General features: G+C 63.6%; 10 protein-coding genes and 2 pseudogenes. 1 reads left to right on the top strand and 11 read right to left on the bottom strand.

Annotation, left to right across the window (positions count from 1 at the left end; all coding sequences use genetic code 11):
• The 11 genes and pseudogenes from acs to dksA form a co-directional block, all read right to left on the bottom strand.
• Positions 1-1,823, bottom strand: a 1,823-nt coding sequence (acs, locus tag G3436_RS15815) for an acetate--CoA ligase (RefSeq protein WP_163946628.1), incomplete at its 3' end; no start/stop codon positions are given.
• A gap of 147 nt (positions 1,824-1,970) precedes the next feature.
• A complete protein-coding gene (gene pgi / locus G3436_RS15810) occupies positions 1,971-3,635 on the bottom strand; it encodes a glucose-6-phosphate isomerase (protein WP_163946626.1) in 1,665 nt (554 codons plus the stop codon).
• Between the two features lie 102 nt (positions 3,636-3,737).
• Entirely contained in the window at positions 3,738-4,595 is an 858-nt protein-coding gene (gene panC, locus G3436_RS15805; protein WP_163946624.1) for a pantoate--beta-alanine ligase, read from the bottom strand.
• The gene (panB, locus tag G3436_RS15800) at positions 4,592-5,392 is read right to left on the bottom strand and encodes a 3-methyl-2-oxobutanoate hydroxymethyltransferase (protein ID WP_163946622.1); all 801 of its coding nucleotides are present in this window, start codon (positions 5,390-5,392) and stop codon (positions 4,592-4,594) included. The genes panC and panB overlap by 4 nt, the downstream gene beginning before the upstream one ends.
• 252 nt (positions 5,393-5,644) lie before the next feature.
• Positions 5,645-6,121: a 2-amino-4-hydroxy-6-hydroxymethyldihydropteridine diphosphokinase gene (gene folK / locus G3436_RS15795; RefSeq protein ID WP_163946621.1), complete on the bottom strand. Its 477-nt coding sequence runs from the start codon at positions 6,119-6,121 to the stop codon at positions 5,645-5,647.
• A gap of 7 nt (positions 6,122-6,128) precedes the next feature.
• The gene (locus G3436_RS15790) at positions 6,129-7,514 is read right to left on the bottom strand and encodes a polynucleotide adenylyltransferase PcnB (protein WP_163946619.1); all 1,386 of its coding nucleotides are present in this window, start codon (positions 7,512-7,514) and stop codon (positions 6,129-6,131) included.
• A gap of 699 nt (positions 7,515-8,213) precedes the next feature.
• Positions 8,214-9,650, bottom strand: coding sequence for a sigma-54-dependent transcriptional regulator (locus G3436_RS15785; RefSeq protein ID WP_163946618.1), 1,437 nt, complete (start codon positions 9,648-9,650; stop codon positions 8,214-8,216).
• A gap of 22 nt (positions 9,651-9,672) precedes the next feature.
• Positions 9,673-12,627: a sensor histidine kinase gene (locus G3436_RS15780; RefSeq protein WP_163946616.1), complete on the bottom strand. Its 2,955-nt coding sequence runs from the start codon at positions 12,625-12,627 to the stop codon at positions 9,673-9,675.
• Positions 12,611-12,787 carry a hypothetical protein gene (locus G3436_RS15775; protein WP_003250005.1) on the bottom strand — a complete coding sequence of 59 codons (177 nt, stop codon included), beginning with the start codon at positions 12,785-12,787 and terminating at the stop codon, positions 12,611-12,613. Before G3436_RS15775 ends, G3436_RS15780 begins: the two co-directional genes overlap by 17 nt.
• A gap of 233 nt (positions 12,788-13,020) precedes the next feature.
• A pseudogene (gluQRS, locus tag G3436_RS15770) lies at positions 13,021-13,907 on the bottom strand (tRNA glutamyl-Q(34) synthetase GluQRS).
• A gap of 66 nt (positions 13,908-13,973) precedes the next feature.
• The gene (gene dksA, locus G3436_RS15765) at positions 13,974-14,420 is read right to left on the bottom strand and encodes an RNA polymerase-binding protein DksA (RefSeq protein WP_163946614.1); all 447 of its coding nucleotides are present in this window, start codon (positions 14,418-14,420) and stop codon (positions 13,974-13,976) included.
• Positions 14,421-14,630: 210 nt separating this feature from the next.
• On the opposite strand from dksA, the pseudogene G3436_RS15760 reads away from it, so the two are divergent.
• Positions 14,631-14,797, top strand: a pseudogene (locus G3436_RS15760) (aminotransferase); the annotation flags it as partial.

Here is a 14,797-nt window from a genome sequence, read left to right as displayed (position 1 = left end):
CGCATGATCTTGCCCGAACGGGTCTTGGGCAGCGCCGGGGCCCACTGGATCAGTTCGGGTTTGGCAAAGCTGCCGATCTCTTTGCTGACCAGCGCCAGCAGTGCCTGCTTGAGGCTGTCGTTCGGGCTCACACCGTTCATCGGCGTGACAAAGGCGTAGATGCCTTGGCCCTTGAGGTCATGAGGGTACCCGACCACGGCGGCTTCGGCGATGCTGTCGTGCAGTACCAGCGCACTTTCCACCTCGGCGGTACCGATACGATGGCCCGACACGTTGATCACGTCATCGATGCGACCGGTTATCCACAAGTCGCCGTCGGCATCGCGGCGCGCACCATCGCCGGTGAAGTAGTAGCCCGGCAGTGGCTTGAAGTAGGTGTCGATCATGCGCTGGTGGTCGCCGTACACGCTGCGGATCTGCCCGGGCCAGGAAGCCTTGATCGCTAGCAGGCCGCTGCCGGCGCCTTCTATCAGCTTGCCCTTGTCGTCCAGCAGCACCGGCTGTACCCCGAACAGCGGCTGGGTGGCGCAGCCCGGCTTGATGCGGCGGGTACTGACCAGCGGGCTGAGCATGATGGCGCCGGTCTCGGTCTGCCACCAGGTGTCGACGATCGGGCAGCGCTGCTGGCCGACGGCCTCGAAGTACCACTCCCAGGCTTCCGGGTTGATCGGTTCGCCGACACTGCCAAGCAGGCGCAGGCTTTTGCGCGAGGTCGACTGCAGCGGGCCCTGGCCTTCGCGCATCAATGCGCGCAGTGCGGTGGGGGCGGTGTAGAAGATATTGACCTGGTGCTTGTCGACCACCTGCCAGAAGCGCGAGGCGTCGGGGTAGTTGGGCACGCCCTCGAACATCAGCGTGGTGGCGCCATTGGCCAGCGGGCCGTAGACAATGTAGCTATGGCCGGTCACCCAGCCGACATCGGCGGTGCACCAGAACACTTCGCCGTCGCGGTAGTCGAACACCACCTTGAAGGTCAGCGCCGCCTGCAGCAGGTAGCCGGCGGTGGTGTGCAGCACGCCTTTGGGTTTGCCGGTGCTGCCGGAGGTGTACAGGATGAACAGCGGGTCTTCGGCGCCCATCGGCGCGGGCGGACAGGCGTCGCCGACCTGTTCGATAGCCTCGTGGTACCAGAGGTCCCGGCCGTCGCTCCAGGTGACCTGGGCGCCAGTGCGACGTACCACGATCACGCTGCTGACCGCGGGGCAGCTGGCCAGGGCCTTGTCGACGTTGCTTTTGAGGGCGATGCTTTTGCCGCCGCGCACGCCTTCATCGGCGGTGATCACGGTGCGGCAGTCGGCGTCGAGGATGCGGTCACGCAGGGCGTCGGGTGAAAAACCACCGAACACCACCGAGTGGATCGCGCCGATGCGTGTGCAAGCCAGCATGGCAAACGCGGCTTCGGGGATCATCGGCATGTAGAGGCACACGCGGTCGCCCTTTTTCACGCCGCGTTGCTTGAGCACGTTGGCCAGCCGGCACACCTGTCGGTACACCTGGCGGTAGGTGAGGGTAGTGGACTGCTGCGGGTCGTCGCCTTCCCAGATGATCGCCGGCTGATCGCCGCGGGTGGCCAGGTGGCGGTCCAGGCAGTTGTAGCTGACGTTGAGCTGCGCGTCCTTGAACCAGATGGCCTGGCCGGTGTGCAAGTCGCTTTGCTGAACGCTCGACCAGGGCTTGATCCAGTCCAGGCGCTTGGCCTGTTCGGCCCAGAAGGTGTCGGGGGATTCAATCGATTGGCGGTACAGGCGCTGGTAGTCGGCCTGGGAGAGTTGTGCCGCCTTGCTGACGGCATCGGCTTCGGGGTAGTCGCTGATATCGAACATTGGGGGGCCCTTTGCTGTTGGATATGGGTCGTCCCCTTCGCTGGCAAGCCAGCTCCCACAGGTATCCACTGTCCTCAAGTGCAGTGGTGTGCCTGTGGGAGCTGGCTTGCCAGCGAAGGGTTCAACAACGTCCCGACAGTGTAGCCCCTAGCCCCGGTGACGCCCGCGGAAGTAGTTGATCAGGCCCTGGGTCGAGGCGTCCTCGGCCGGCTCCTCGATGCCACCGGTGAGGCGCTGGTACACGCCCTTGCCCAGCTCCTTGCCCAGTTCCACGCCCCATTGGTCGAAGGCATTGATCCCCCACACCACGCTCTGCACGAACACCTTGTGCTCATACATGGCCACCAGTGCCCCCAGACGACGCGGGCTGATGCGTTCGACCACCAGGGTATTGCTCGGACGGTTGCCCGGGATCACCTTGTGCGGCGCCAGGCGCTGCACCTCGGCCTCGGCCATGCCCTTGTCGCGCAGTTCTGTTTCGGCCTCGGCGCGGGTCTTGCCGAGCATCAGCGCCTGGCTTTGCGACAGGCAGTTGGCGTACAGCCACTGGTGATGGTCGGCCACCGGGTTGAAGCTCACCACCGGCACGATGAAGTCAGCCGGAATCAGCTGGGTGCCCTGGTGCAGCAACTGGTGATAGGCGTGCTGGCCGTTGCAGCCCACGCCGCCCCAGATCACTGGCCCGGTGTCATGGTTGACCGGCGTGCCATCCTGGCGAACGCTCTTGCCGTTGGATTCCATGTCCAACTGCTGCAAGTGCTTGGTGATGTTGCGCAGGTAATGGTCGTACGGCAGGATCGCGTGCGCCTGGGCGCCCCAGAAGTTGCCATACCACACGCCGAGCAAGGCCAGCAGCACCGGCATGTTCTGCTCGAACGGGGCGTTCTGGAAGTGCTGGTCCATGGTGTGGGCACCTGACAGCAGCTCCTTGAAGTTGGCGGTGCCGATGGCCAGGGCAATCGGCAGGCCGATCGCCGACCACAGCGAGTAACGCCCACCGACCCAGTCCCACATCGGGAAGATGTTCTCTTCACGGATACCGAAGGCCACCGCGGCGGCCTTGTTGCTGGAAACCGCGATGAAGTGCTTGTACAGCTCGGCTTCCGAGCCACCCTGGGCCAGGTACCAGGCACGCGCAGCCTGGGCATTCTTCAGGGTTTCAAGGGTGTTGAACGACTTGGACGAGACGATGAACAGCGTGGTCTCGGCGCGCAGCTTGGCCGACAGCTCGTGGAACTCGCTGCCGTCGATATTGGCCAGGTAGTGGCAGCGTACGCCGCGTTGGGCGTACGGCAGCAGGGCCTCGGACACCAGCTCAGGGCCCAGGAACGAACCACCGATGCCGATGTTGACCACGTCGGTGATCGGCTTTTCGCTGTAGCCGCGCCACAGGCCGTCGTGGATGCGCCCGACCAGCTCGGTGACCTGGTTCAGCACCTTGTGCACGTCGGGCATGATGTTCACGCCATTGACGCTGAGCTTGTCGCCTACCGGGCGGCGCAACGCGGTGTGCAGTGCCGGGCGGCCCTCGGAGGCGTTGAGGATTTCGCCGGCAAACAGCGACTTGATCGCCTCCTGCAGGCCGACTTCGTTGGCCAGGCCCACCAGCAGGTCGCGGGTGTGGTGGTCGATGAGGTTCTTCGAGTAATCCAGGAACAACCCGCAACTGCTCAGGGAGAACTGCTCGAAGCGCTGCGGGTTGGCGCTGAACGCCTCGCGCATGCTGAAGTCCTGCATGGCATCACGGTGCTGCTGAAGCGCATGCCAGGCGGGCAGCGTGGTCACATCATGGGGGGTGCGGTAGTACGCCATCGCTGCAGGTTTCCTTATTGCGTGAACTGCCTTGGACACTGGAAAAGCGAGCCCGTTTCCAGCTCGGCAGGTTTATTGCCCGACGGGCTGGCCGGGTGCTTGTTACTGTTCGTCGAGGTTCAGGTGCAGGTTGTCGATCAGGCGCGTGGCGCCCAGCACCGCCGCGACCAGAATTACCAGGTCACGGTCGTCAGGGCCCGCCGGGCGCAGGTTGAGTGCCTGGCGGATCTCCAGGTAATCAGGCTTGAAGCCGGCATCGCTGATCTGTTGCCGGCTTTCGCCAAGCAGTGCCGGGTAGTCGCGTCGACCCTGGCGAATCGCGTCGGCCATGTGGCTCAGGGTACGGTACAGCGCAGGTGCGGTGGCACGCTGCTGTTCATTCAGGTAGCCATTGCGTGACGACAGCGCCAGGCCGTCGGCGGCGCGTACGGTGGGCTCGCCAATGATCTGGATCGGCATGTTGAGGTCACGCACCAGCGCGCGAATCACCGCCAGTTGCTGGAAGTCTTTCTGGCCGAACACCGCCAGGTCAGGCTGGACCATGTTGAACAGCTTGCTGACCACGGTGGCCACGCCCTCGAAATGCCCGGGGCGGCTGGCGCCACACAGGCCTTCGGAGAGCTGCGGCACGCTGACCAGGGTCTGGGCGCCCATGCCGTCGGGGTACATCTCTTCGACGCTGGGCGCAAACAACAGGTGGCAGCCGGCCTGCAGCAGGGTTTGCTGGTCGGCCGCCAGGGTGCGCGGGTACTTGTCGAGGTCTTCGCCTGCACCGAACTGCAGGGGGTTGACGAAGATGCTCGCCACCACGAAGTCGGCACGTTGCGCGGCCTTGGTCACCAGTGCGGCATGCCCGCTGTGCAGGTTGCCCATGGTCGGCACGAAGCCGATGCGTTTGCCTTCGCCACGCGCACGGGCGACGGTGGCACGCAGTTCACGCACAGTGTTGACGGTAATCATGCGCTGAACCCATGTTCGCTGGCAGGGAAGGTGACCTGTTTGACGGCTTGCACGTAGGCGCTGAAGGCACCGGCAATGTCCGCCTGGCCGAGCATGAAGTTCTTCACGAACTTGGGTACACGGCCGCTGAGCGACAGCCCCAGCATGTCATGCATCACCAGCACCTGGCCGTCGGTGGCACTGCCGGCACCGATGCCGATCACCGGGATGCTCACCGCCTGGGTGATTTCGGCGGCCAGCTCGCTGGGCACGCACTCGAGCAACAGCATGGCGGCGCCGGCCTGCTCCAGCGCAATGGCGTCGGCGCGCATCTGGCGTGCCTGGTTTTCCTGGCGCCCCTGCACCTTGTAGCCGCCCAGGATATTGACGGTCTGCGGGGTCAGGCCCATGTGCGCGCACACCGGTACGCCGCGCTCGGCCAGCAGGCGAATGGTCTCGGCCAGCCAGGCGGCGCCCTCGACCTTGACCATGTGCGCGCCGGCTTGCATCAGCGCACCTGCGTTGGCGAACGCCTGCTCGGTGGTGGCACAGGCCATGAACGGCAGGTCAGCCAGAATCAGCGCGCTGTGATTGCCGCGTTTGACACTGGCCGTGTGGTAGGCCATTTCGGCCGTGGTGACTGGCAAGGTGCTGTCATGGCCCTGCAGCACCATGCCCAGCGAGTCGCCCACCAGCAGTATCTCCACGCCGGCCTGGCTGGCGACCTTGGCAAAGGTCGCGTCGTAGCAGGTCAGCATGGCAATTTTCTCACCCTTGGCCTTGAGGCTCTGCAGGGTGGTCAGGGTTACGTCTGGCATGAAAAGGAATCCTCGTTCAGGCGCTGTGAAAAACGACTGCGTACAACGCGTGTATTCATCTTCTGGAACAACACATCATCGACTGTGGTGTTTGGAATACGCTCTGTTCCAGGCCTATATACGCCTTTTTTGCGGCGCGTGGGCGCCACGGGACGCCTATAGTCGTGAGCGGCAGGTGCGAAGTCAATTACCCTGTTACCGCATTGTTACGACGGCTCTGTCACGGGCGTTACCGCGTGGGGGAATGCCCGGTTACAGGCGCTCGAGACCGACGAACGGGCATTCTGCCAGCAGCCGAGCGAGCGGGCGCTGGTCGGGCAGGCAGAAGTCGCTGGGCACCAGTTCCGCCAAGGGGTAGAGCACGAACGGGCGCGCGTGCATATGGTAGTGGGGCACGATGAGGCGGGGCTCATCGAGTACCTGGTCACCGTACAGCAGAATGTCCAGGTCGAGGGTGCGCGGGCCCCAGCGCTCCTTGCGCTCGCGCCCCTGTTCGGCTTCGATGGCCTGCAGCGCGTCCAGCAATGCCAGCGCCGGCAGGCGGCTGTCGAGGGCCGCCACCGCGTTGGTGTAGCGCGGCTGGCCGGGCGACAGCGAATCGCTGGCATAGAAGGCCGAGACCCCTGCCAACTGCGAGCCGGGCAACCGGCCCAGCGCATCGAGGGCACTGCGCAATTGCTGCTGCGGGTCGGCCAGGTTGCTGCCCAGGCCGATGTAGGCACGTACCATGCGCTTGTTACTCGCCCGCGGCGCTGTCGACGCGCTTGCGTTTGCTCGGGCTGCGCTTGCTGTTGCGCGGCGCGCCGATGCCTTCGTCGCGGCTGCCCAGGTCACGAATCATGTCGCGGCGCTCGCTGTCGTTGCAGTCCTGGTAGTCGGTCCACCACTGGCCCAGGCCATCGGTTTCCTCGCCCGCGCTTTCGCGCAGCAGCAGGAAATCGTAACCGGCACGGAAGCGCGGGTTGTCCAGCAGCAGGTCGGCGCGCTTGCCGCTGCGTCGTGGCAGGCGCTCCTGCATGTCCCAGATCTCGCGGATCGGCAGGGTGAAGCGCTTGGGGATGGCGATGCGTTGGCACTGTTCGGCGATCAGCTCGTGAGCGGCCTCCTGCAACGCTGGAATCGGCGGCATGCCGCGGCTCTGCAGGCGCAGGGCACGGCTTGGCAGGGCAGGCCAGAGCATGGCAGCGAACAGGAAGGCCGGGGTCACCGGCTTGCCTTGCTTGATGCGCAGGTCGGTGTTGATCAGTGCCTGGCTGATCAGGGTGTGGGTGTAGGTCGGCTGGTCTTCCAGTGCCTCGGCGCTGGCCGGGAACAGTGGGTCGAACAGTTGCAGGTCGACCAGCATCTCGAAGGTGCTGGCGGCATGCCCCGAGAGGAACAGCTTGAGCGTTTCTTCGAACAGGCGGGCCGCGGGAATTTCGCGCAGCATGGGCGCCAGCTCGCGGATCGGCTGCACGGTGTGCTTCTCGATACCGAAGTTCAGCTTGGCGGCGAAGCGTACTGCACGCAGCATGCGTACCGGGTCTTCCTGGTAACGCTGTACCGGGTCGCCGATCAGGCGGATCAGGCGGTTGCGAATGTCGTGTACGCCGTTGGCGTAGTCGAGGATGCGCTCGCTGACGGGATCGTAGTACAGGGCATTGATGGTGAAGTCACGGCGTTGCGCGTCTTCTTCCAGGGTGCCATACACGTTGTCACGCAGGATGCGCCCGCTCTCGTTGCGCGAAGAGGTGTGGCTGTTCTCTTCCTCGACGTCGGGGTGGTTGGCGCGGAAGGTGGCGACTTCGATGATCTCACGGCCGAAATGGATATGGACCAGCTTGAATCGCCGGCCGATGATCCGCGCATTGCGAAATTCCGCACGCACTTGTTCGGGGGTGGCGCTGGTGGCCACATCGAAGTCCTTGGGGGTGATGCCCAGGAGTTGGTCGCGCACGCAACCGCCCACCAGGTAGGCCTGGTAGCCGGCGGTCTGCAGGCGCTCGACGATGTTCACCGCGTGGCGGCTGAACTGGCCGCGCTGCAGCGAATGTTGACCGCTATTGATCACTTCGGGCGTGGTGCGAATATGGTGCTGGCCACGCACGGTAGGACGGAATGACTGGAACAGCTTCTTCAGCATGGGATGCACTGTTTGAAGGAATGTTCGGCCAAAAACGAAGAATGGCCGCATGATGGGCGGGGATTCTAGCATTTACTCGAAGGATGGTGTAGGCGGGTGCATCGGGCAGGTTGAAAGGCAGAAACTACAAGGGGAGCCGAAGCTCCCCAAGAAGTAGTTGCATGCTCTTATTGTTTTTTTGCCGGGCTTCTTGTTTTTGTTGAGTGCCCTACCCACAAAACCGCAAGGCTTGTGGGTGGTCTCCCTAACCGGGAGTCAAGAGCAAACGGATTGCTTTGGTCGCTGAGGTTGCAGTGATCATGCGATCCAACCAGTTCAGGCCCTGCTTGAGTGCAGTTTTTGTTGTTCTCTGCCTGGTTGTGGGGCAAGCCCCAAATACAACTCCTCTCCAAAAGAATCAGTTAGCTGCGCCTCCGCCGTCTTGTTCTTGTTATGCGTGAGCCGATTCGTCTTATTTTTATTGTCTTTTGCAGTGCTTGTTATTGTTCTTGTACCGAACATATAGCAGGTGCCGTGCCAACTTTTGCGAACCCCAGTAAAACAAGGGGTTAGAGGCTGTGGCAGCCGTTTTGTGGGCAAAAAAAGGCCGGGGTTTCGTTACCGTATGCCCCGGCTTCTGTTACGCGAATGGTGTGAGGTAACATTTTTTTTCACACGGCGTGGTGTTACCTGCGGGTAACACCACGCCGCGCAAAGGCATCAGCTCTCGTTGGTGGCCCCGCTCTTGCGCCGCGGAATGCCCAGGCGCTGGCGACGTTCCCACAGGCACTTGCGGCTGACGCCCAGCTTGCGTGCCAGTTCGGTTTCGGTCATGTGGTCCTGGTGTTCCAGCACGAAGTGCTGGAAATAGTCTTCCAGCGACAGGTCTTCTGTCGGTTCGTGGCTGGTATTGCTGGCGCCCCCATTGCTGGACGGCAGGCCGGCGAACACGTCATCGTCTTCCAGGTCGGCCAGCTCGATGTCGATGCCCAGCAGGTCGGCAGAGATCTCCGGGCTCTCGCACAGGATCACCGCGCGTTCCACCGCGTTCTCCAGCTCGCGCACGTTACCTGGCCAGGCGTAATGGCGGATGGCCTGTTCGGCATCATGGGCGAACTGCAGGTCGTTGCGGCCGATGCGTGCGCTCTGGCGTGCCAGGAACGCAGTGGCGATCTCGTTGACGTCGGCGCCACGTTCGCGCAGGGCCGGCAGTTTCAGTGCGATCACGTGCAGGCGGTAATACAGGTCTTCACGGAACTGGCCAACCTTGGCCAGGTTCTTCAGGTCACGGTGGGTCGCGGCGATCAGGCGCACGTCGACCTTCTGCGACTGCACCGAGCCAACCCGGCGAATCTCGCCTTCCTGCAGTACGCGCAGCAGGCGCGCCTGGGCTTCGAGCGGCAGCTCACCGATTTCGTCGAGGAACAGCGTGCCGCCATCGGCCGCTTCGACCAGGCCGGCACGCCCGGCGCTGGCACCGGTGAATGCACCTTTTTCGTGGCCGAACAGTTCGGACTCGATCAAGCTCTCCGGGATCGCTGCACAGTTGACCGAAATCATCGGCGCCTTGGCCCGGCGCGACAGGTTGTGCAGCGCGCGGGCCACCAGCTCTTTACCGGTGCCCGACTCGCCCTGGATCAACACATTGGAGTCGGTGGGCGCGACCTTGCGGATCTTGCTGTACAGGTCCTGCATCGGCGGGCACGAGCCAATGATGCCGATCTCGCCGTTGGCATTGCTGGCGCCCGGCTTGTCGGCCGGGGCGGTCTTGCCATTGCTGCGCTCGAGCGGTACGGCGGGGGCGCTCTGGCGATCGCGCAGGATGCGCGCGACGGCCTGCAGCATCTCGTCGTGGTCGAAGGGTTTGGCGATGTAGTCCACCGCGCCCATCTTCATCGAGTCGACGGCCGAGCGCAGGCTGGCGTAGCTGGTCATGATCAGTACTGGCGTGCCCTGGCCCAACTTGATCAGCTCGGTACCCGGTGCGCCGGGCAGGCGCAGGTCGCTGACAATCAGGTCGAAGGTCGCAATGCTGAAACGCTCCTGGGCTTCCTGTACCGAGCCAGCCTCGCTGACCTGGTACTGGTTGCGTTCCAGCAATCGGCGCAATGCCGAGCGGATGATGGTTTCGTCTTCGACGATCAGAATATGCGGCATTGATTCAATTCTCTCGACGGTCTCAGTTCACAGCGGACGTCGCTACGACATGACGCGGCAGGGTCACACGGATCCGGGTGCCACGCTGGCTTTGGGTATCGGCCGGGCTGTCGATGGTGATTTGTCCATAATGCTCTTCCACGATGGAATAGACCAGAGCGAGCCCCAGCCCGGTGCCTTCGCCCGGATCCTTGGTGGTGAAGAAGGGTTCGAACAGGCGGTCCATGATGCTCTTGGGAATGCCGCTGCCTTCGTCTTCGACGATCAGGTCGACGGTGTGCTCGCTGGCTTCGCTCTTGACCCGCACGGCGCTGCCCGCGGGGGAGGCATCGCGGGCATTGGACAGCAGGTTGATCAGCACTTGCGCCAGGCGTTGCGGGTCACCGTCGACCCAGTGATCCGGATCGCACAGGTTGAAGAACTGTACTTCGAAATTGCGCCGGTTCAAGGCCAGCAGACCGATGGCATCCTGCGCCACTTCGGCCAGGCACACCGGCTCGTCGCTGTGCTGGTGGCTGCCGGCGTGGGCAAAGCTCATCAGCGACTGCACGATGCGCGAAATGCGCTTGGTCTGTTCGAGGATCTGGCTGCTCAGCTCGGTGATCTCGCCATCGTCCTCGCGCTCTTCGCGTAGGTTCTGCGCCAGGCAGGCGATGCCGGTGACCGGGTTGCCGATCTCGTGGGCCACCCCGGCGGCCAGCCGGCCAATGCTGGCCAGGCGTTCGGAGTGCACCAGCTTGTCTTCGAGCATCTGGGTTTCGGTGAGATCTTCGACCAGCAGTACCAGGCCGCTGTTGCCCGGCGCCAGCGGCTCGTCGATGGCGGCCTTGTGCAGGTTGAGCCAGCGGGTCTGGCCATCGAGGCCCAGGCGTTGCTTGTGCAGGTGTTCATCGGGTACATGGATGAAGCCCAGCAGCAGGCCGCGCCACGGCTCGCCGATGGTGGCCAGGCGCGAGCCCACCACGCGCTTGGCGGGGATGCCGGTAAGTTCTTCCATGGCCTTGTTCCACATCAGGATCTCCTGATCCTTGGCCAGCGAGCAGACGCCCATGGGCAGCTCCTGCAGGGTCTGGCGGTGGTAGCGGCGCAGGGCGTCGAGTTCGGCGGCAAGGCCGGTGAGGCGCGAGTGATAGTCTTCCAGGCGGCTTTCGATAAAGTGGATGTCTTCGGTGACATAGTTCTCGCTGCCGGATTTGTAGGGCAGGAAGGTCTCGACCATGTCCTGCGCCACACTCGGCCCCATCAGGCCCGACAGGTTGGCCTCGATGCGGTCGCGCAGGCGGCGCAATGCATAGGGGCGGCGCTCGTCGAACGGCAGGTAGAGGTCACGCAGGGCCTGCTCCACTTCTTTCTGCGCAGCCTTGGCCCCCAGCGGCTTGGCCAGTTGGGTGGCGAATTCCTGTGGCGAGGCGGCGTGCAGTTCGCGCCGTTGCGGGCGACGCACGTTGTCCACCGCGCAGGCCTCGGCGGCGGCGACCTCCTCGGCGCTGGCATTGGTGAACAGCGATATCAATGTGAACAGCAGCACGTTGGCCGCCAGCGAGGCGATTGCCGCCATGTGCCAGCTGGTGTCGTCGAGCACGTAGATCATGTTCAGCAGCGGAATGTAGAAGCCCTGCAGGTTGCCCACCAGTGGCAACAGCATGGTCACCATCCACACGAAGATCCCCGCCAGCAGGCCGGCGATGAAACCGCGTCGGTTGGCGGTCGGCCAGTACAGCACCGACAGCACCCCGGGCAGGAACTGCAAGGTGGCGACAAAGGCGACGATGCCCAGGTTGGCCAGGTCCTGCTGGGCGCCCAGCAACAGGTAGAAGCCGAAGCCGGCGGCGATGATTGCCACGATCAGTGCGCGGCGGGTCCACTTCAGCCAGCGGTAGATGTTGCCTTCTGCCGGTGGCTGGTACAGCGGCAGCACCAGGTGGTTGAGGGCCATGCCCGACAGCGCCAGGGTGGTGACGATGATCAGCCCGCTGGAGGCGGATAGCCCGCCGATGTACGCCAGCAGTGCCAGTGCCTCGTTGTTGGCGGCAATGCCCAGGCCCAGCGTGAAGTATTCCGGGCTGGTACTGGCGCCCAGCTTGAGCCCGGCCCACAGGATCAGCGGCACCGCCAGGCTCATCAGCAGCAGGAACAGCGGCAGGCCCCAGCTGGCGCTGACCAGCGAACGCGGGTTGAGGTTTTCGGTGAAGGCCATGTGGTACATGTGCGGCATCACGATGGCCGAGGCGAAGAACACCAGCAGCAGGGTGCGCCACGGGCCTTCCTGCAGTGGTGTGTGCAGGGCGGCGAGGGCGGTCTGGTTCTGCAGCAGCCACACCTCCAGCTCGTGCGGCCCGCCGAACACCCCGTACAGCGCGTAGAGGCCGATACCGCCCAACGCCAGCAGCTTGACCACCGATTCAAAGGCGATGGCGAACACCAGGCCCTCGTGTTTTTCACGGGTGGCGATATGGCGCGAGCCGAAGAAAATGGTGAACAGTGTGATCATCGCGCAGAAGGCCAGCGCCACGCGGCTCTTCACCGGCTCTCCGGTGAGAATGCTGATCGAGTCGGCCACGGCCTGGATCTGCAGTGCCAGCAGCGGCAGCACCCCGATCAGCATGAAGATGGTGGTCAGTGCCCCGGCCCAGGTGCTGCGAAAGCGGAACGCAATCAGGTCGGCCAGCGACGAAAGCTGGTAGGTGCGGGTGATCTTCAGGATCGGGTAGAGCAGCACGGGTGCCAGCAGGAACGCCCCGGACACGCCCAGATAACAGGCCAGGAAGCCGTAGCCGTACTGGTACGCCAGCCCCACCGTGCCATAGAAGGCCCAGGCGCTGGCATACACGCCCAGCGACAAGGTGTAGGTCAGCGGGTGGCGGATGATCGAGCGCGGGATCATGCCGCGCTCGCTGATCCAGGCCACGCCGAACAGCACCAGCAGGTAGGCGGCGCTGATCAGGATCATCTGGGTCAGGCTAAAGCTCATCGGCATCACGTTGGCTCTGCAGGATAAAGGTCACGACGATCAGGATCAGCCACAGCAGGTAGGGGCGATACCAGGCACCGGTCGGTTCGATCCACCAGTCCATGATGGCCGGTGAGAACAGGTAGATCCCCACTACCAGAAGCAGGACCAAGCGATAGATGTACATGCGGGCCTCGTTGGCTGTCGGTGTTGCGTGCCTGGCTTATTATTGGCGCAAATAGGCGTCGATGGTAACGGAAGGCCCGAGTTGTGCAAACGACCTTTGCGTGGATGCCCAAGGAATTGAATTTATTGGGCTTTGTGCACGTTGGTCGGGCCTCTTCGCTGGCAAGCCAGCGCCCACAGGTACAGCGCTGCTCTCCAGACCAGTGCAGCGCCTGTGTCAGAAGTGAGCAACGATCATTGAAGGTCGGCTTCGGGTACGCTCAGGCGTCGGGGCAGGGCGTCGGTGTTCCAATGCCTGGCCGCGTGGGCCAGTACTTCGCTCGGTGTGCCGAGCGCCATGGCGGCCTCGACCGGCTGGCCGAGCGCGCGCAATGCTCGTAGCAGCAACGCGGTGGCCTGGTGGGGTGGCAGCGGTGCAGAGCGGTATGACTTGCCCAGCTTGTGGCCGTCGGGTTGGGTATCAGTGGCACGTGCAGATAGCGGGGCTGCGACAGGCCCAGCAGTTCTTGCAGATACAGCTGTCGTGGCGTGTTGTCGAGCAGGTCGGCACCGCGCACGATATCGGTCACGCCCTGCCAGGCATCGTCCAGCACCACCGCCAGTTGGTAGGCGTACAGGCCGTCGCGGCGGCGAATCACGAAGTCGCCCACGTCGCGGCCCAGGTGCTGTTCGAAGCGGCCTTGCAGGCGATCGCTGAAGTGGTAGCTCAACTCGGGGACGCGCAGGCGAATGGCGGCGTCTTCCTGCGCATGGCCCAGGTTGCGGCACAGCCCCGGGTAGATGCCGTGGTAGCCCTCGAGCTGCTTGCGCGAACAGGTGCAGGCGTAGGCCAGGCCCTGCTGGAACAGGCGCTGTACCACTGCGGCGTAGGCCTCGTGACGCTGGCTCTGGTACACCACTGCGCCGTCCCAGTGCAGGCCGTAGCTTTCCAGGGTGTGCAGGATGGCCGCCTGGGCGCCAGGGGCTTCGCGTGGGGGGTCGATGTCTTCCATGCGCAACAGCCATTGGCCGCCCACGGCGCGCGCATCCAGCCATGAGGCGAGGGCGGCGACCAGCGAGCCGAAGTGCAGGAAACCACTGGGGGTAGGGGCGAAGCGCCCGATGTAGCGAGGCGTGTTCATCACAGGCAGGTAAATCCGACAGCCATAAATGAAGCGGGGCGCCTTGAGCGCCCCGTTCGTGTCAGGTCAGGCCTTGCCGACCTGCTTTTCCTTGATTTCTGCAAGGGTCTTGCAGTCTGTACACATGTCGGCAGTCGGGCGTGCCTCAAGGCGTTTCACGCCGATCTCCACACCGCAGCTCTCACACCACCCGTACTCTTCGTCCTGAATCAGTTGCAGGGTCTTGTCGATCTTCTTGATCAGCTTGCGTTCGCGGTCACGTGCCCGCAGTTCCAGCGCAAACTCTTCTTCCTGGCTGGCACGGTCGGCCGGGTCGGCAAAGTTGGCCGCTTCTTCCTTCATATGAACTACCGTGCGATCCACCTCTTGCATCAGATCCTGTTTCCACGTGTTCAGGATGGAGACAAAGTGGGCCCGCATGTTGTCGCTCATGTACTCCTCACCCTCAACTTCTACGTAGGGGGTGAAGTTGCTCACGGCTTGACCGTTTTGTTGCTTTTCTTGGGTGGACATGAATAGACCGCCTCTCACTCTTCTAATCCATTGCGCAGGCTTCTCCATCTCCGGCGCCCGCCGGCCCTGCGACTGCAAGCCGCCGAACTTACCAGATCGAATCGGGGCGCGCTACTCCCGGTTGTCTTCCCGGTTGACCACGGCTTTACCCACACGTTCGTTCCCGTGCATGGGTAGAATCATCATTTTAGACCCATTTGAGAGAAGGCCATGGCCCAGCCCTACAGTGCGCGCAGTCGCGCCATCGAACCCTTCCATGTCATGGCGCTGCTGGCGCGGGCCAACGAACTGCAGGCCGCCGGGCATGACGTGATCCACCTGGAAAATCGGCGAAACCGGACTTCACCACCGCCGCGCCTATCGTCGAGGCCGGCCAA

This window comes from Pseudomonas brassicae, assembly GCF_010671725.1.
In the GTDB taxonomy this organism is placed as follows: Bacteria; Pseudomonadota; Gammaproteobacteria; order Pseudomonadales; family Pseudomonadaceae; genus Aquipseudomonas; species Aquipseudomonas brassicae.
This window is presented reverse-complemented; position numbering and strand designations above follow the sequence as displayed.

Excerpts from the sequence above, each read along its gene's own strand:
- pgi (WP_163946626.1), bottom strand. The coding sequence starts at position 3,635 with ATGGCGTACTACCGCACCCCCCATGATGTGACCACGCTGCCCGCCTGG.
- panC (WP_163946624.1), bottom strand. The coding sequence starts at position 4,595 with ATGATTACCGTCAACACTGTGCGTGAACTGCGTGCCACCGTCGCCCGT.
- panB (WP_163946622.1), bottom strand. The coding sequence starts at position 5,392 with ATGCCAGACGTAACCCTGACCACCCTGCAGAGCCTCAAGGCCAAGGGT.
- folK (WP_163946621.1), bottom strand. The coding sequence starts at position 6,121 with ATGGTACGTGCCTACATCGGCCTGGGCAGCAACCTGGCCGACCCGCAG.
- G3436_RS15790 (WP_163946619.1), bottom strand. The coding sequence starts at position 7,514 with ATGCTGAAGAAGCTGTTCCAGTCATTCCGTCCTACCGTGCGTGGCCAG.
- G3436_RS15785 (WP_163946618.1), bottom strand. The coding sequence starts at position 9,650 with ATGCCGCATATTCTGATCGTCGAAGACGAAACCATCATCCGCTCGGCA.
- G3436_RS15780 (WP_163946616.1), bottom strand. The coding sequence starts at position 12,627 with ATGCCGATGAGCTTTAGCCTGACCCAGATGATCCTGATCAGCGCCGCC.
- G3436_RS15775 (WP_003250005.1), bottom strand. The coding sequence starts at position 12,787 with ATGTACATCTATCGCTTGGTCCTGCTTCTGGTAGTGGGGATCTACCTG.
- dksA (WP_163946614.1), bottom strand. The coding sequence starts at position 14,420 with ATGTCCACCCAAGAAAAGCAACAAAACGGTCAAGCCGTGAGCAACTTC.